Source organism: Paucidesulfovibrio longus DSM 6739 (genome assembly GCF_000420485.1).
GTDB lineage: Bacteria > Desulfobacterota > Desulfovibrionia > Desulfovibrionales > Desulfovibrionaceae > Paucidesulfovibrio > Paucidesulfovibrio longus.
The window spans coordinates 271,587-288,865 of sequence record NZ_ATVA01000015.1 but is presented as its reverse complement, the minus strand read 5'-3'; the positions used below and the strand labels follow the sequence as shown (position 1 = coordinate 288,865).

General features: G+C 57.0%; 12 protein-coding genes. 3 read left to right on the top strand and 9 right to left on the bottom strand.

The window, feature by feature from the left end; genetic code table 11:
- Nucleotides 1-7: 7 nt before the first annotated feature.
- From G452_RS20710 to G452_RS0112335, 5 genes are all read right to left on the bottom strand, one after another.
- On the bottom strand, nt 8-2,344 hold the full coding sequence (locus G452_RS20710; RefSeq protein ID WP_022662576.1) for a methyl-accepting chemotaxis protein: 2,337 nt from the start codon (nt 2,342-2,344) through the stop codon (nt 8-10).
- 222 nt (nt 2,345-2,566) lie between these two features.
- A complete protein-coding gene (locus G452_RS0112350; RefSeq protein WP_022662575.1) occupies nt 2,567-2,968 on the bottom strand; it encodes a RidA family protein in 402 nt (133 codons plus the stop codon).
- Nucleotides 2,965-3,336, bottom strand: a complete 372-nt coding sequence (locus G452_RS0112345; protein ID WP_022662574.1) for a cupin domain-containing protein — start codon at nt 3,334-3,336, stop codon at nt 2,965-2,967. Before G452_RS0112345 ends, G452_RS0112350 begins: the two co-directional genes overlap by 4 nt.
- Nucleotides 3,333-3,821 (bottom strand): Lrp/AsnC family transcriptional regulator, encoded by a 489-nt coding sequence (locus tag G452_RS0112340; RefSeq protein WP_022662573.1) that lies wholly within the window; start codon nt 3,819-3,821, stop codon nt 3,333-3,335. The genes G452_RS0112345 and G452_RS0112340 overlap by 4 nt, the downstream gene beginning before the upstream one ends.
- 77 nt (nt 3,822-3,898) lie before the next feature.
- On the bottom strand, nt 3,899-4,879 hold the full coding sequence (locus G452_RS0112335; protein ID WP_022662572.1) for a GlxA family transcriptional regulator: 981 nt from the start codon (nt 4,877-4,879) through the stop codon (nt 3,899-3,901).
- Nucleotides 4,880-4,998: 119 nt separating this feature from the next.
- Between G452_RS0112335 and G452_RS0112330 the strand changes: the two genes are divergently transcribed.
- The 3 genes from G452_RS0112330 to G452_RS21535 all read left to right on the top strand — a co-directional run bounded on the left by G452_RS0112330 (nt 4,999) and on the right by G452_RS21535 (nt 12,685).
- Nucleotides 4,999-5,583, top strand: coding sequence for a cysteine hydrolase family protein (locus tag G452_RS0112330; RefSeq protein WP_022662571.1), 585 nt, complete (start codon nt 4,999-5,001; stop codon nt 5,581-5,583).
- A gap of 841 nt (nt 5,584-6,424) precedes the next feature.
- Nucleotides 6,425-11,338, top strand: a complete 4,914-nt coding sequence (locus tag G452_RS0112325) for a DEAD/DEAH box helicase (protein WP_022662570.1) — start codon at nt 6,425-6,427, stop codon at nt 11,336-11,338.
- Between the two features lie 117 nt (nt 11,339-11,455).
- Nucleotides 11,456-12,685: an ImmA/IrrE family metallo-endopeptidase gene (locus G452_RS21535; RefSeq protein WP_155887697.1), complete on the top strand. Its 1,230-nt coding sequence runs from the start codon at nt 11,456-11,458 to the stop codon at nt 12,683-12,685.
- A 361-nt stretch (nt 12,686-13,046) separates the two neighbouring features.
- Here the strand turns inward: G452_RS21535 and G452_RS0112310 are convergent, their stop codons facing one another.
- The 4 genes from G452_RS0112310 to G452_RS0112295 all read right to left on the bottom strand — a co-directional run bounded on the left by G452_RS0112310 (nt 13,047) and on the right by G452_RS0112295 (nt 17,130).
- Nucleotides 13,047-14,165 (bottom strand): replication initiation protein, encoded by a 1,119-nt coding sequence (locus G452_RS0112310; RefSeq protein WP_022662567.1) that lies wholly within the window; start codon nt 14,163-14,165, stop codon nt 13,047-13,049.
- Between the two features lie 72 nt (nt 14,166-14,237).
- Nucleotides 14,238-14,456 (bottom strand): helix-turn-helix transcriptional regulator, encoded by a 219-nt coding sequence (locus tag G452_RS21150; RefSeq protein WP_081650595.1) that lies wholly within the window; start codon nt 14,454-14,456, stop codon nt 14,238-14,240.
- A gap of 499 nt (nt 14,457-14,955) precedes the next feature.
- Nucleotides 14,956-15,852: a hypothetical protein gene (locus G452_RS21530; RefSeq protein WP_155887695.1), complete on the bottom strand. Its 897-nt coding sequence runs from the start codon at nt 15,850-15,852 to the stop codon at nt 14,956-14,958.
- Between the two features lie 69 nt (nt 15,853-15,921).
- Nucleotides 15,922-17,130, bottom strand: a complete 1,209-nt coding sequence (locus G452_RS0112295; protein WP_022662564.1) for a tyrosine-type recombinase/integrase — start codon at nt 17,128-17,130, stop codon at nt 15,922-15,924.
- Nucleotides 17,131-17,279 lie beyond the last annotated feature (149 nt).

Sequence of the window (17,279 nt, the reverse complement as noted above, 5' to 3'; positions counted from 1 at the left end):
GGCGCTGCTAGTAGCGGCCGAATTCGTCGCCGTCCAGAGAAATGACGTCTTCGGGCCGCACTTCCTCGGAAGCCTTGGGCTTTGCCTTGGGAGCTGCCGCGGGCGCGGCTCCCCAGGCGTCGTCCGGGGCGGACTTGCCGCCGTGTTCCTTGCCGGTTTCCGGCTTGGGCTTGGCTGCGGGCTTGCCGGGCTTGGCTGTCTCGGTCTTGGGCTTTGCGGCCTGCGCCGAGGGCAGGGGCTGCGGCTTGGAGGTGCGCACGGTGTAGCGCTTGCCGGAGGCTTCGCGTTCGCCGCGCCCGGTGTCGGAATCCTGGCGGGAGGAGCGTTCCTTCGAGGCGTACGCATCCCGGTCCTTGAGCCGGAAGCGCTGGAGAATGGCGCGCAGCTGGGCGGCCTGGGAGGCGAGTTCCTCGGCCGCGGAGGCGGTTTCCTCGGCGTTGGCCGTGTTCTGCTGCGTGACCATGTCCACCTGGTGCAGGCCCGTGTTGATCTGTCCGACTCCCTCGGCCTGCTCGTTGGACGCTGCGGCGATCTCGGCCACGAGATCCGCGACCTTGGCCGCCGCGCCGGTGATGCCCTCGAAGTTTTCATCCAGCCGGCCCGTCAGTTCGCGGCCGACCTCGACCCGCGCGAGCGCGGTTTCGATGAGCTGCGTGGTTTCCTGGGCGGCCTTGGCGCTGCGGGAGGCGAGGTTGCGGACCTCTTCCGCCACCACGGCGAATCCCTTGCCGTGGCTGCCTGCGCGGGCCGCCTCCACCGCCGCGTTCAGCGCCAGCAGGTTGGTCTGGAAGGCGATTTCGTCGATGACCTTGATGATCTTGGAAACCTTGGCGCTGGAGTCCGCGATTTCCGTCATGGCGTCGGCCATCTCGCGTCCGGCCTTCTGTCCGTTTTGCACGGTGTCCTTGGCTTCGCCCATCATCCGGTTCGCCAGGGAGGCGTTTTCGGCGTTGGCCTTGGTCTGCGAGCTGATCTCGGTCATGGAGCTGGTGATTTCCTCCAGGGACGCGGCCTGCTCCGTGGCCCCCTGGGAGAGGGCCTGGCTGGAGCTGGAGACCTGGTCCGAGCCGGAATCGATCTGTACCGACGCGGTGCTGACCTGGCGGATGATCTGGTTGAGGTTCGCGTTCATGGTTTCCAGGGCCTTGCCCAGGGCGTCGCGCTCGGAGGCGAGGTGCACCTCGCGGGTCAGGTCGCCGGAAGCGATGCTCGTGGCGAGGTCCGCCTTGGCCTGAAGCGTGTCCGCCATGCGGTCCAGCGCGCAGAAGATCTCGCCGATTTCGTCGGCGCGGGTTTCATTGAGCCGCCGGGTGAAGTCGCCGTCCACGACCTCGCGCAGGAACCGGAGCACCCGTTGCAGCGGGCGCACCATGCTTCTGTCCGTGAAGAGCCAGATGGCCACGGCCAGGAACACGAGGCTGCCGAGGATGACCCAGACCATCTGGAACAGGGCGGCGTAGACGGGCGCCATGATTTCCTTTTCCGGGATGAAGCCGATGTACTTCCAGCCGAGGGTCTCGGAAGTGTGGATGACGCCTTCGTATTTCTCGCCGTCCACGTTGACTTCGAGGTGGCCCGAGCCCTTGGCGTAGAGCGCGCCGTACGCCTCGGAAACCTCCTGGGCCTTCTTGGAGTTGAAATCGTCGTGGCGCGGGTCCGCGAGCACGGTGCCGTCTCCCTGGAGCAGCACCACGAAACCGTTTTCGCCGACCTTGAGGTTCTTGATCAGGTCGGTCATGTCCGTGAGCGTGATGTCGATGGCGGCGACGCCCAGAATCTGCCCTGCGTCGTCCTTGAACGGGTGCATGATGCTGATGGTCACGTCGCCCGTGGTGGAAACGTAGGCGTCGGAGATGCTGGATTGGTCGGGCGTTTCCAGGGCCTTGGGATACCAGGGCCGCTTGCGCGGATCGTAGCCCGCGGGCAGGGAGGTGTCCCTGCCCATGATCATGCTGCCGTAGCGGGTGCCGATGTAGACGTCCACGTAGTTCGGGTGGCTTTTCTGAATGGAGCTCAGAAAGCCGCGAATCTCGTGCCCGAGCTGGTCGTCGGGCCGGATGCGGGAGATGTTGTCCGAGGTGGTGTCCGCGTAGCTGGTCAGCCCGGCGTCGATGCGTCCGTACATGGGGCCGCTCGCGGCCATATTGGCGTTGAGGCGGGCCTGGTTCATGAAGGTTTCGATGGTCTTGTCGACCTGGCGAAGCTCTTTGTCCGTGCTGCTGATGAAATTGTCGAAGGACTGGTTGCTGGTGTTCCAGGCGATGATGCTGAAAATCGCCGCGACAGGAAGCGCGATGGTGATCAGCAGCCCCGCGACCAGCTTCGCCTTGATGGATTTCCTCATGGTGGTTCCCCCGTGCTCTTTCTCGGTCTGAAAGATGACTCCGCAGCCATGCCGCGGACATGCGTGATGACGTTGCAGGACGTCCATCCATTCGGAACTGCGTTCCGCATGAACGGCTGCAATGCCCCCTCAATCCGAGCATAGCACATCGCGGCGGGAGTGCACAATAAAAGAGCACCCCCGCCGCGACTTAAACGGAGATTTGAATCTATTGCGGCGCGGTCAGTCCGCGGCAACGCCCATGACGGCGTCCGCTTCGATTTCCACCAGCCATTCCGGGTTGATGAAGCGGCAGACCTGCAAGAAAGTGCAGGCCGGACGGACTTCGCCGAAGACCTCGCCGTGGGCGCGGGCGGCCTCTTCCCAGCGCTCCATGTCCGTGACCATGATCCGGGTGCGGACCACGTCTTCGAGGCCCGCTCCGGCGCGGGCGAGCACATCCTGGATGATTTCCAGGCTGCGCACGGTTTGGGCGTACATGTCGCCGGGCGCGTGCACGCTTCCGTCCGGGGCGATGGGCGCGCATCCGGTCAGCGCCAGGATGTCGCCCACGCGGCGCGCGCGGGAGAAACCGAGCTTGGCTTCCAGGGGGTGTCCGTAGCTGATGTTCTCGCGCCGGGTCATATCCACTCCGGCTCGACCCTGCGTTCGCTGTCCGCGTCGCCGGTGTTGACGGTTTCCTTGGGCTCGATGAGCATGATCTTCGTTTCGCGCGGGCAGACGGGCATGTGTTCCACCCCGCGCGGAACCACGATGAACTGTCCCGGTCCCACGGTAACGTCGCGGTCCGGCAGGCGCATGGTCAGCTCTCCGTCGAGCACGTAGAACATCTCGTCCTCGGCTTCGTGCGTATGCGGGATGAACTCGCCCTCCAGCCGGGCCAGCTTGACGTACATGCCGTTCATCTCGGCCACGACCTTGCCCTGCCATTGCTGCGTGAACAGGCCGAATTTCTCGGCCACGTCGATCTTGTCCAATCTGCCTTTGCTCATTCATCTTCTCCTTGCTTGGTTCGCGGCAGTTCCGGTCCGGGCGACTCCTTGACGGGACGCAGGGCGATGACCGTGCGGGTGGACGTCACGGCGGGGATGTCGTTCAAGGCCAGGAGCACCTGTTCCAGTTCCCCGGTTCCGGCGCAGCGGACCTTGACCAAAAAGCATTCCTCCCCGGCCATGTGGAAGACCTCCTCCGCGCCGTGCGCCTCGGACAGGGCGCGGGCCACGTTCATGGCCTCGCGGTGCGGGGCGATGCGCACGCCCACGAAGGCGAGCAGGCCCTGGCCAAGGGCGTCCGCGTCGAGCACGGCGGAATAGCCCCGGATGATTCCGCGCGTTTCCAGCTTGCGTACCCGTTCGTGCACGGCCGAGGTGGTCAGGCCCACCTGCCGGGCGATCTCCGCGTTGGGCGTGCGGGCGTCCGCACGCAGAATTTCCAGAATTTGCCGATTGATCTCGTCGATGGCTGGATTGTCGTTCATGTGTTGACGATATTACTGCTTATGTGGGGTTGTCAATTGCAGATTGATCTTTGATTTAATAAATCTACGATCAATCGTCAGTGTCGAAAGCTGAAGCGACGTCGATATTCGCCCGGCGTCAGCCCTGTAGCGCTCTTGAACAGCCTGCGGAATCCTGCCGCATCGAGATAGCCGACCTCGCCGGCGATGTCCTCCACGCTGCGGGTGCCGGAGGCGAGCAGTTTTTTGGCTCGCTCCACGCGCACCTCGCGCAGGTAGGCCTGGGGGGAAAGGCCGAGCCGCGCCAGGAAACGGCGGTGCAGGGTGCGGGGTTCCAGACCGCCCGCATCGGCGAGGTCGCCAACGCTCGAAGCGGGACGTTGTTCCGCGAGTTTCTGGGCCGCGAGCACTTCCTGGTCCCCGTGGGCCATGTTTGGGCCGAAGGCCGGGTAGGGCGCCTGGCTGGGCGGGCGCGCGTCGATGAGCAGGGTGCGGGCGCAGGAGAGGGCCAGTTCGGGCGAGCCGAATCGGGCCACCAGGTGCAGGCTGAGATCGAGGTAGGCCGTGGCTCCGCCCGCGCAGACGTAGTCGCCGTTGTCCAGGAGCATACGGTCCGCGCGCAGCCGGACCTTGGGATAGCGGCGTCGGAATTCTTTGGCCAGGCTCCAGTGGGTGGTGGCGGGACGATGGTCCAGCAGGCCGGTTTCCGCCAGCAGGAACGAGCCCGCGCAGACCGTGGCCACGCAGCTTCCCTGTGCGTGGCATTCGCGGATCCATGCGGTCCAGCTCGGTGCGGGGAGCAATCCTTGGAGGTTATCGAAAATGGCGGGAAGCACGATCAAATCCGGCGGGGCTTCGTCTTTGCTCCGGGCGCGCAGGTCCACATCGGGAATGAGCGTGCGCCCGTCGAATCCGCGCACCGGGGCAAGGCCGTTGCCCGCGCTGCGGGCGCTAAACCGTATGCCGCAGGAGGCTTGAGCGTGGATGTTGGCCACGGCGAAGACGTCGAGCACGCCTGTGACGCTGGAAACCAGGCAGCCCGGCAGGGCAGCCACAAGAATGGAAAGAGTCTTGTGCATCCGGCATTGTCCGATTTCGCCTCTTGAATGTCAAATCCGTCACTCGCGCTTTGGGAGCGGGCCGGGCAGAATGCGCATGTTCGAGAGGCTGGACTCATACCTTATGAAAGGAGCGGGACATGGAGACGAAGCATGCGACAGAGGGCGCGGCGCTGGTCTTGGTGGACGTGCAGAACGACTATTTCGCCGGGGGGCGCATGGCCCTGCCCGGAGCGGAACGGGCCGGAAAGCGTGCGGCGGCGCTGCTGGGGGCGTGGCGCGCGGCGGGGTTGCCCGTGGTGCACGTCCGGCACGAGTCCGTGCGTCCGGGGGCGACATTCTTCCTTCCGGGTACCCAAGGTGCCGCGATCCGGGCCGAGGTCGCTCCTCTGGGGGACGAAGCGGTGCTGACCAAGCAGTATCCGAACAGCTTCCGCGACACGGGGCTGGAGGCCGCGTTGCGGGAGCGGGGCGTTTCCCGGCTGGTGGTCGCGGGGATGATGACGAACATGTGCATCGACGCCACGGTGCGGGCCGCATTCGATCTGGGCTTCGAGTGCCTCGCGGCCCACGACGCCTGCGCCGCCTGCGCGCTCGAATTCAACGGCTTGCGCGTGGGCGCGGATCAGGTCCACGCCGCGTTCCTGGCCGCGCTCGGTTTGGTCTACGCCCGGCTCGCATCGGTGGAGGAACTGGTCGGGGAATTGGACGCGGAGTCACGTTGAGCTATTCCGAACTTCGTCCGGCTGCGGCTTCGGCAGGGAAGAGGACGCGGGGCGGGCTGCTCGTCCGGGCCCGCCTCCCCGGCGCGGCGCGGGGCTGACGGTTTTCCGCGCCGGGACATGCCAAAGAAAAGCCCCGATCCGTGGATCGGGGCTTTGTGCTCTTTGTGGTGCCGGAAGAGGAAAAGCATTAAGAGTATAACACTCCAAAATTTATCGTATTTCATGGTTGTATTTTTCTTACATACCCCCATATATACCCCGAAAAGAATTTGTTAGGGCTGCATTGCTTTTGGGCATGTTTCCAATTTGGATGGTTCCCATTGGCATGTGTGTGCAGCCTATCATGCTGAAAAGAAAGCTAGAAAATGGAGAAAAGTGTCGGATGGATTTTGCTCATGTTTCCTGGGCGATTGTTTTCTACGCAGACGCATCCCACAAGGAGAGCTTTTGGGCTTTTTTGGGGGTCTAAATTTGCAGGAAACTCTATGCTGTACTCACCATCCGGTCCTATGGGAAGAAGCCCCAGGTTTTTGACCGCCCCCCCTTTTTATGCGTTGCAATCGTTTCCTTTTGCCCGATCGGGAGTATTGCGCGGCCTCGTGCTTTGTAAAACTCTGCAAACGTACCCACCCAACGCGCGCGCGTACTTGTCTCGAAATTCATCATTTATCAACATTCTGGCTTATCGCCTCCGCTTCGACATCCTTCCTCTAGACACGATGAACGTTCTTCAAGCATCCATTCACCCGACTAGCCAACGAATCCGGCTTTCTATAGACTCCCCCGGACGCTCTTTCGATTTTTGCCACCACCTGGGAACCGCCTTCAGCAAGGAACGGAAATGACCGCGCTGCAAAAGCTGCTCAATGCCTACCGTCGGGCCGCCGCCACGGAACGTGAGAAAGGCACTTATTTTGAAGAATTAATTGTGTGCTACCTGCGCAACGAAGCCAGCTACCGCGACCTTTACAGCGACGTGTGGACGTATGCGGAATGGGCGGAAACGCAAGGCCTGGATAAGCGGGATACGGGCATCGACCTTGTGGCCCGCACCGCTGGCACGGGAGAGTTTCACGCGATTCAGTGCAAGCTTTACGCGGAAGACTACACGCTGCAAAAGCGCGACATCGACAGCTTTTTCACGGCATCGGGCAAGAAGATTTTCAGCCACCGCATCATCGTCAGCACAACGAACCATTGGAGTGAGCACGCGGAAGAGGCCCTCAGGGACCAGCAACCCCCGGTCAGCAAAATAGACCTCTTCGACCTGGAGAACAGCCAGATTGATTGGGCCAGCTACCAGCCCCAGCAGCAGCCGACCCTTCGCGCAAAAAAGCACCCCCTGGACCACCAGCAAAAGGCGTTGGATGCCGTCCGGGAGGGCTTGGAATCCGCCGACCGTGGCAAGCTGATCATGGCCTGCGGAACCGGCAAGACTTACGCCAGCCTCAAGATTGCCGAAGTCCTGGCAGGCAAGGGGAAGCGCGTCCTGTTCCTCGTGCCGAGTCTGGCCCTGCTTTCGCAGACGCTCACGGAATGGACGCAGGAAAGCGCCACCCCGTTGCACAGCTTCGCGGTGTGTTCCGACAGCGACGTGGGCAAGAAGCGCAAGAAGGACGATGACGCCGTACAGACTTTCACGCACGAGTTGCGCTATCCGGCCACCACGGAACCGGCCCGCCTTGCCGGGGAGATGACCAAACGCCACGATGCCCAGCACATGAGCGTGGTTTTTTCCACTTATCATTCCATTGATGTGGTCAGCCGAGCCCAGCATGAGCACGGCCTAGCCGACTTCGATCTGATCATTTGCGACGAAGCCCACAGGACCACCGGCGCAACCTTCGGAGATGACGACGAGAGCAATTTCGTCAAGGTCCACGACTCCGCATTCATCCGCTCGGCAAAACGTCTCTACATGACCGCCACGCCGCGCATCTACGGCGACACAGCCAAAGCAACGGCGGAAAAGGATAACGTGGCCCTGTGCTCCATGGATGACGAAAAGCTCTACGGCAAGGAATTGTACGTTCTGAGCTTTTCCGAATCCGTGAAGCGGCAGTTGCTGGTCGATTACAAAGTGCTGGTTCTGGCGGTGGAAGAGAGTGCCATCAACCGCCGTCTGCAAGACCTGCTCAAAGACGAGAACAACCAGCTCAAGGTGGATGACGCGGCAAAAATTGTGGGTTGCTGGAAGGCCCTGTCCAAACAGGGCGTGACCGATGACCTCGTGGGCGACAGCGACCCCATGCGCCGCGCCGTGGCCTTTTGTCAGGTCATCGAAGTGCAGCGCAAAGCCAAGGTTCACAAGGTCAGTTCCAAAAACATCGCGGCCATGTTCCAGGCCGTTGTGGAAGCGTATCAGGATTCCGAAGAGTTTGAGCCGTCCGCCCGCCTGACCTGTGAAGCCGCCCATGTGGACGGCAGCATGAATGCCAGCGAAAAGGAAGCAAAGCTCCAGTGGCTCAAGGCGGAAACCCCGGCGAACACCTGCCGGATTCTCAGCAACGTGCGTTGCCTGTCCGAAGGCGTGGACGTGCCCGCCCTGGACGCCGTGCTTTTTCTCACCCCGCGCAATTCCCAGGTGGATGTGGTCCAATCCGTGGGCCGGGTCATGCGCACCGCGCCGGGCAAGAAGCGCGGCTACGTGATCTTGCCCGTGGTCATTCCCGCTGGCATGGAAGCGCACGAAGCCCTGAATGACAACAAGGTCTATGCCGTGGTCTGGCAGGTGCTCCAGGCCCTGCGTTCGCACGATGACCGCTTCGACGCGATGGTCAACAAGCTGGACCTCATCGGCAAAGACCCTAGCAAGATGGAAGTCATCGCCATTACGGACAAGATTCAGAAACGGCAGGAAAAGACCAAAGGCACGACGAACGAAGACGCAGGCAAGGGAGACTATGGAATCGGAACCACGGTTCCCCGGCCACCCCAATATAGCGAGAAGCAACTGCAATTCGAGATCAGCGACCTGGAACGGGCCATCTATGCCAAGCTGGTTCAGAAATGCGGCAACCGGCATCACTGGGAAGACTGGGCCAATGACATCGCCAGGATCGCCCGAACGCACATCGACCGGATTACGGGCATTCTGGAGAACGAAGCCAACGCCAAAGAGCGCAAGGCGTTTCATGCTTTTGCTGAAGAGCTTCGGGATGATTTGAACGATAGCATCACGGATGAAGAAATTATCGAGATGCTGGCCCAGCACCTCGTGACAAAACCCGTATTTGACGCGCTTTTCGAGGGCTACAGCTTCGCCCAGCAGAACCCCATATCCCAGGCCATGCAAACCGTGCTGGACACCTTGCAGGAACACCGGCTGGACAAGGAAGCGGACACGCTGGAAGCCTTTTACGACAGCGTGAAGCTCCGGGCCGAAGGCATCGACAACGCGGCGGGCAAGCAAAAGATCGTGGTGGAATTGTACGACAAGTTCTTCCGCAACGCCTTCCCCCGCATGACCGAACGGCTCGGCATCGTCTACACGCCCGTGGAAGTGGTGGATTTCATCATCCACAGCGTTGATGAAATTCTGCAAAGCGAGTTCGGCCAGACCATCGGCAGCAAGGGGGTTCACATCATCGACCCCTTCACCGGGACAGGAACCTTTATCACTCGGCTTTTGCAAAGCGGGTTGATCACACCGGAGCAGCTTCCGCACAAGTACAAGCATGAAATCCACGCCAATGAAATCGTGCTCCTGGCGTACTATATCGCCGCCATCAACATCGAGGCGGTCTATCACAGCATCGTCGGCGGGGAGTATCAGCCTTTTGAAGGCATTTGTTTGACGGATACCTTCCAGCTCTATGAGAAGGAAGATTTGATCAGCGCCATGCTGGAGGACAACAGCACCCGGAGAAAGCGGCAGAAGAAATTGGATATCCGGGTGATCATGAGCAACCCGCCGTATTCCGCCGGGCAAACCAATGCCAACGATAACAATCAAAATGTAAGCTATTCATGTTTGGATAAAAGAATCGCAAGCACGTATGCTGCTGGCTCAGTCATGACTTCCGTCAAGAATCTTTATGACAGCTATATCCGGGCCATCCGCTGGGCATCCGACCGAATCGGCAACAGCGGCGTGATCGGCTTCGTCACCAATGCGGGCTTTCTGGAAGCCAACACGGCAGACGGTTTGCGGAAGTGTTTCGCTGAAGAGTTTTCAAGCATCTATGTTTTCCATCTGCGCGGCAATCAACGCACTTCCGGGGAGCTGTCGCGTCGGGAGGGTGGAAAGATTTTCGGCAGCGGTAGCCGCGCCCCCATCGCCATTTCTTTTCTGGTCAAAAATCCAAAGGTACAAGAGCGTGGACGGATTTTCTTCCATGACATTGGCGACTACCTTTCCCGTGAAGAGAAGCTAATGAAAATCGCTGCATTTGCAAGCATCGCGGGGATTACAAAGGCTAGAAAGTGGCAGATTCTCTCCCCTAATGCGCATGGTGATTGGCTAAGCCACAGAGATGAAAGTTTTGCAGGCTATATCGTCCTCGGAGACAAAAAAAGTGATGCGGCTAGCCTATTTATAAATTATTCACTAGGAATCGGTACCAACCGTGATTCTTGGTGTTATAATGCATCCCGCAAAGCGCTAAAAATTAATATGAATTGCACTATAGCTTTTTATAACGACGAAGTAAAAAGATTAGAATATTCATATAAAGGGCTAGGAGGTAAAGAGCTTAAAGGGATTATCGACTGCTTTATCAGAACAGACTCTTCAAAAATTAGTTGGTCAAGTAGCTTATTGCAATGCCTTGCTGGTATGAGAAAAGGTATTTTTGAAGAAAAAAAAGTCTTTGTATGTCTATATCGTCCGTTTACTAAACAATGGTTATATTACGATAGCATGTTTAATCATCGCGTTGGACAAATGCCTCGCATATTTGAAACGCAATCAACAGAGAATATAGTTATTTTTATCAACGGAAGAGGAAGCAAGAATGGTATTACTCCACTAATTAGCAATTGCTTGGTAGATTTGAATTCACTTGAAGCTGGTGCGCAATGCTTTCCGCTGTACCTTTACGAAGAAACTCCCACGGAAAAGAATAAATCCAACAAGCAAGCCTCGCTGCTGGAAACTCCCAAACCCGCAAAGGCCGAACGCATCCGCCGTGACGCCATCACGGATGAAGGGCTGGCCCATTTCCAGGAAGCCTACCCCGGCGAACAGATCAGCAAGGAAGACATCTTCTATTACGTCTACGGCCTGCTGCATTCGCCGGAGTACCGTGAACGCTTCGCGGACAACCTTTCCAAGGAACTCCCCCGCATCCCCCGCGTCAAGTCCGCCGCCGACTTCTGGGCCTTCAGCAAGGCGGGGCGCGACCTTGCGGACCTGCATATCAACTACGAGACCGTGGAACCGTATCCATTGACCGTGAAGACCAGCGGCAAGCCCCTGACCGATGCGGACTACCGGGTCAAGAAGATGAAATACGGTAGGCGCGGCAAGGAAAAAGACCTGACCACGCTGATCTACAACGAGAAGATCACGCTCACGGGTATTCCGCTGGAAGCCTACGAATACGTGGTCAACGGCAAGCCCGCGCTGGATTGGGTTGTGGAGCGGCAATGCGTGAAAACGGACAAGGCCAGCGGCATCGTCAACGATGCGAATGATTGGGCCATCGAAACCATGCACAACCCGCGCTATCCGCTGGAACTGTTCATGCGCGTGGTCACGGTCAGCCTGGAAACCATGAAGATCGTGAACGCGTTGCCGAAGCTGGATATTTAGCCATCTGGCTGTATGAGGTTTTCCGAGGCCTTCAATATGTTGGGATAGGTCGAGATAAGTGGGGCGTTTCGCACAAACGTCTCGCGGAAACGCAAGTGTTATGTCTGGGAGGGTGCTATGCAAGAAACGGCAATATCACTCGTAGAAGATTTATTGCAACGCGCGGTTTTCCCAGATGTGAAACGCCGTTGTTTTGAGACTCTGGCCTACATAAAAAAGTGTAAATTCCTTGCTCCGTACAACGCGTATCTTGTCATGCAGCAACGTAAGAATCCTTCTGTTGTCCTTACGGCGGCACAGTGGGAGAAATTTGGGCGTTGGGTGCTTCCAGATGTGCAGCCGATTGTGATCCTTAAGCCCTTTGGTCCAGTTTCTTTTGTTTACGATCTGAAAGATACCGACGGTCGCTCCGGTCTTGATTTGCATCCAAATCTCCCCACGGAAGAGGTCATTCGCCAGATATTTCCTTGGAAAAGTTGGGCTCCAGGGGTTGAAGAACGTTACCTTCGCATTGTGGATGCTGTTCTTCGAGCAGGTGCCAGTTTCTGCGAAGTGCCCATGGAGCCGCAGCAGTCTGGCCATGTAGTCTTGGAAAACAAGCTTGATAAGTTCAGCGAGAAGGAACGACACCTTGAAGGCTATTGCATAGAAATTAACAGCCTACACCCTATAGCAGTCCGATTGAGCGGCTTGATTCATGAGCTGGCGCACATTTATTGTAACCATTTGTTGAACGAACGGAAAGTTGAAGAAGAAGAAGTTGAAGCTGAAGCGGTTTCTTATGTTTATTGCTATCGGAGAGGATTCCGGCCATTTTCTGAAGAATATTTGGCTTCATATCTGACTGGAAATTGGTCCATGCCAGCGGGATTTTGGGATACCGTGCTAACTGCACTCAAGAAAGTTGAGAAACTTGAAGAGCCCAGAGAAGAACAAGAAGGCCTAGCTCCCGATGATTTTATGGTGTTTGTCGGTGGTTATATGGGGAAGAGTTATCGGGTGAGCCTGGAGGCTGGGCTTTTGCGTTATGAGGTGCTGGGGTACGGATACCATCCAGAGAATACGCAGATTGTGCCGGTAGCAGCCAAAAACTGGGAGAGGTTCTGGAGGGCGTGTGATAAGTGCGGGGTTTGGGGCTGGCTGCCTGATTATCCGAATCCTGGTGTCGCTGATGGTACACAGTGGGAAGTCCAGATAAGGACTTCGTTCCGTGCCATTCGTACACGAGGCGACAATGCCTTCCCGGCAGTTCAGGATAGGGATGATTGTTGTGGTGAAGATTCGGCTGTTTTTGATCGTTTTTTGAGAGCTGTAAGCAAGCTCGTTGGCGGGTTACCATTTGAGTAATTGAGGGGAAGGGAAGTAATGTTTCTTTGGAATAAATCAGCATGGATTGATTAGCGTAAAGAGCCAAGCACAATTTGTACAATACTGCGTGAAATATCTGCGAAGTTACGGGTAGGTTTGTTGAAAGTATGAGGATGGAAGTTGAAGATGAAAGTCGTCTTTCGCGTATCGGATGTAGATTGGAGTGTACTGGAAAAACCAAGACATAGCGCATTTGCATATATAGTACATGCTGTCGATTGACGCGAGTGTGGAGTGTTTCGAACTTCTTACGTAAATAGATATGGAAAAAACAGAATATAAAAGCCAAGAGGCAAAAGTCAGTACCACCATCTCTATACACCGTGTGTCACCCCCCCTGCTAGGCCGCGTCATCGAGTACGCCTGCGAACAGGTGTGCATGGCGTTGCACGGTCCGTTTCGAGATTCCCGCCTGTTTCGCCACTTCCGCTTTTGTGAGTGGGGTTCCTGCTTCCCGGAGCCGGGCAACGGCGGAGAGGATCGCTTGTTCGGTTTTGGATGCGCGGGCCTGGTTTGCGTATTTAGCGCCCAGGCGTTGCCGCTCGGAAATTTCGGTTTGTTTTTCTTCGTCCGTCAACCGATGACACACGGGCGGAAGCGACAATGCCCCCCGGTTTTTGGTCTGGTCACGCAGCCAGCGTGTGCCCCGCTTGCCCCAGGTATAGACGGCGATGCGTTGCGCCAGTGAATGGATAAGATGCGGCCCGATTTCCTTTTCCAGGTTCGGGCGGACGTGTTCGGCGTAATAGCCCTTGAGCCAGGAATGCAGGTCCGCTTGAAACGCATCCCGTGAGGAATGGGAGCCGACGTTCTCCCAAGCCCATTTTCGCCCGGCATGGAAGAGCTGTGAGTGGGGACTTGTCGAGTCGGGTTCTCTATCCCGGCGGTATCTCCGGGAAGACGGAACATCCACTGCCTGGGCCATTTCTGCAAGCGTATATTGCTTGTCGTGCCAGCGTGTTGTCGGCTCCCACATCGGACCGAATGGATTCTTGCAGGAATAGGCCGTGTATCCGGGGTCGGCGCAAAGTGCCTTGATGTATCCGGTCCGGATGTTCTCGAAAAATTCCAGGGGGCGGCGTTTCAACCAGGATGCGCCACCGTTGATCGGGCGGAGTACGGGATTCGCCAGTTCGTAAAAATAGAGGGCATGGCCGTTGTCCGGCGTGACGATGGAGATGGTCGGCATGGGCAGGCCTTCGTCCAACCAAAACGCGCCCGCGCCTTCGTGGTCGATGTCCAGGATCAGGTAATGCCATTGTGTTGTGGGCAGTTCCAGGTATCCTGCCTTGGAAATAACGCTCGCCCTTGTGCCCCAGTAGTACAGCTCTTTGCCGTGGCCCCATTGGAGCCGTTCCGGAAGGGAGTCGATAAAGCGTTGCTGTGGTGTGCGTTGCGGGTTGTTCTTCTGACTCCAGACGTTGCCCCTGTTGCCCTTTTCGTGTAGAGAAATACTCACTTTCGACGCTCGCCTGCGTTGAATTTTCAGCCCCCTGCGGTTTCGCACACCGCAGGGGGCTTCTCGTTTGTTCTATGCCGCGTCTCCGGTAACGCCTTCTCCAACGAAGTCGCCGGGAATGCCGCCGTCAACGATTCGCCGGATATCGGACAGTCGCCATGCGGAACAGCGCGGCCCCAGCTTCACCGGGCGCGGATAGCGGCCTTCGCGGACTCCAAGCCACCATGTGCTTTTGGCTACGGGAATGAGGTGCAACACATCGGGAAGTCGAAGAAGCCGTTCGTCATTCATGTTCAAGCTCCTGTTGTGGAATTACGGTCGGTTGACCGATGCAATTGAGACCAAAGGGGACCGCTACCATACGGAGAGGGCTTTTCGCAGGGGGGCGGTTATGGAGGCTGAGGCTCAACGCAGAAGCCAAGCCGAAAGCTGCTTGTTGCCCAAGAGTGGGGGGTAACGCTTCTGAAAATTGAACCGGAAGATTCAAGCATCTCCTGGCCTCCGCAGTTTGTCGTTCAAAGAAGAACGGCGTTGAATTAAGGCGGAGGATACAGGTTGTTACAGGATAAATTCAATATCGCCGGATTGTTGAGCAATATAAAATTCTCCGCGCCAGTCAGGCGGAAATGGGTAAAAGATGAAATATTTCAAAGCGGCGAATTGGCTCATGACTCGTGCATTTGAGGCTGCAAAACAATAACCGCCACGCGAATGTGCGTGGCGGTTTAGAGTGGGTGGCCGAACGCGGATAATGTGAATTATTTCAGCGCGGCATATGCGGCGATTTAACCTATTGAGTGCGAGGCCCTCTTTTTAGCCAAACCGTGATTCCTGAATCGTTCAGGGCTTGCTTGAAGGCCGCCCGCAAGGTTTTGTCTTTGACTGCTGGCGCAAGCTCCCAAAGTTCAGGCTCAATGAATCCGAATTTGCGAATTGGCGAATTTTCTCCAGACGAATCCCATTGGCGCTTGATGGCGAGTACACCAGAAACGATGCTGGGCATCCGTTCACGATAGTCTTTGATTGTTGCAGGCCGTGATGTCGTCTGGGATGCGATTGGGCTTACTTGATTAGGTGTTGGCGCGTTTCGCCGGTGAGGCGGGGTATATGAAAACTGACTGATTTCTTGATCGTATTGCTCCTCAAATTTCAGAAGATCAATACCATATATGTTAAAACAAGATAACGTTTCGTAAGATAGATATGTGTTCGGATAGTCAGGGTGTATCGTTGGAGTATGCTTTTCGATTATGTCTATAACATCATCTGGGCTGCACTCCCATCTCTCTGGAAGCGTAGCACATGATATCCATTCATGCTTCTTAGTTTTTTCTTTAACTTTTTTAATCTTTGCTTTGAATGTGGGGTTGTCCATCTCTATTGACTCTACAGCATTAAAATCAAAAATAATTCCTTTGCTGATCTGTTCCGGATCATTATCTTCCCATCGTATTTGAACAGTAGGTCCGATTTCGAAGACATAAGGTGTTGCAGCATCATCACAACATATGTGTAACTCAACATTGTCATCTTGTACTAGCGTTTTAATGTGTTTATAGCCTTTTAAAAACGGAACATCTAAAGAATCAGGGTTTGTCATTGCAACAAGCTCTCGTTCTGTTATGCCTGTCCACCTTTCCAGTAGCTCGTGTGCGCTGATAATTCGATTCAGGGTGATCGTGCCCATAAAAATCCGTCCTTTTGCTGATGACGCAGCGGCAAACGTTCGATCGCTCAAAAAACAGCGTGTTGTAGCTTATCCAGCCCTGAACAGCGGAACCACCTTGCCGCCCTCCTGAACCCTGTCCAGAAAGTCGCTCCACCGGATCATCATCTTGCGCCGTTCCGGCAAGTACTCGGCGTGGTTGTAAGCGGCTCGGACCTTGTTCCGATCTGCGTGGGAAAGTTGAATTTCTACAAGATGCGAGGGGTAGCCCATTTCCGCCAATAGAGTTGCGGCGGTTGCGCGGAACCCGTGTGCGCAAACCTCTTCCTTGCTGAATCCCATGCGGCGTAGAGCAGCATTAAGAGCGTTGTTACTCATTGGCTGAGCGCGGGTCCGTTCGCACGGGAATACGTAGCGTCCGCTTTCCGTTAACGGTTGGACTTCTTTCAGAATCGCTGTTGCTTGCCTGGAAAGCGGGACTATATGCTTGCGGCGCATCTTCATTTTCTCGGCTGGGATGCTCCAGGTTGGTTCAGGGCTTTCCAGGTCGAGTTCAGTCCATTCCATGAACCGGAGTTCCCCAGGGCGGCAGAAAACGTGAGGGAGAAGGCGCAAGGCGCATTTGACGACGTGCGTTCCCAGATAGCCTTCAATGGCCCGCAAAAGTTCGCGCAAGGGTCCGACTTCCGTTGCGGCGGCGCGGTGTTGCACGGGCGGTTGTTTCAATGCCACGCTCAAATCCGTGGCCGGGTTGTGTTGAGCGCGTGACGTGACCACGGCATAGGAGAACACCCGTTTGATGTCTTGCAAGGCGCGGCGGGCCGTGTAGGCGGTCCCACGTTTTTCGATGGTGCGGATCGCTTCCAGGAGTTCGGCGGGGGAAACGTCGGCAGTAGGGCGGTTTCCGATGAGGGGGAAGAGGTCCTTTTCAAGCCTCCGCCAAATCCGCCCGGCATGGTCCGGGGTCCAGCGGGATTTGTTTACCTCGTGCCACTCGCGGGCAACGTCAGCAACGGTTTCGGCCTGGCTGGCCCTCTCTTGCTTTTTTGCAAGGCTTGGATCAGTGCCCCCGGCCAACAACTTGCGGGCCTTGTCGCGGGCCTCACGGGCGGCAGCAAGGGATAGCTGAGGGTACGCGCCCAAAGCCAAGAGCTTTTCCTTACCATTGAGCCGATACTTCAGTCGCCAAAGCTTGGAGCCGTTGGGGGTTACCAGCAAAAACAGGCCGCCGCCGTCAAAGAGCTTAAACGCTTTGGATTGCGGCTTGGCGCTGTTCACTTTGAGGGCATTGAGTTTCATGATGGGGGTATCCTTTGGGGGTACGATACCCCCTCTTTTGGCTCAAAAATGAGCTTATACCCCCAAAACTACCCCCACAGATTGTGTACGTCAATGGTCTATATCGAATTGTCGTGGTCGCTAGATACGAAAAAACCCCGGAAATCCGG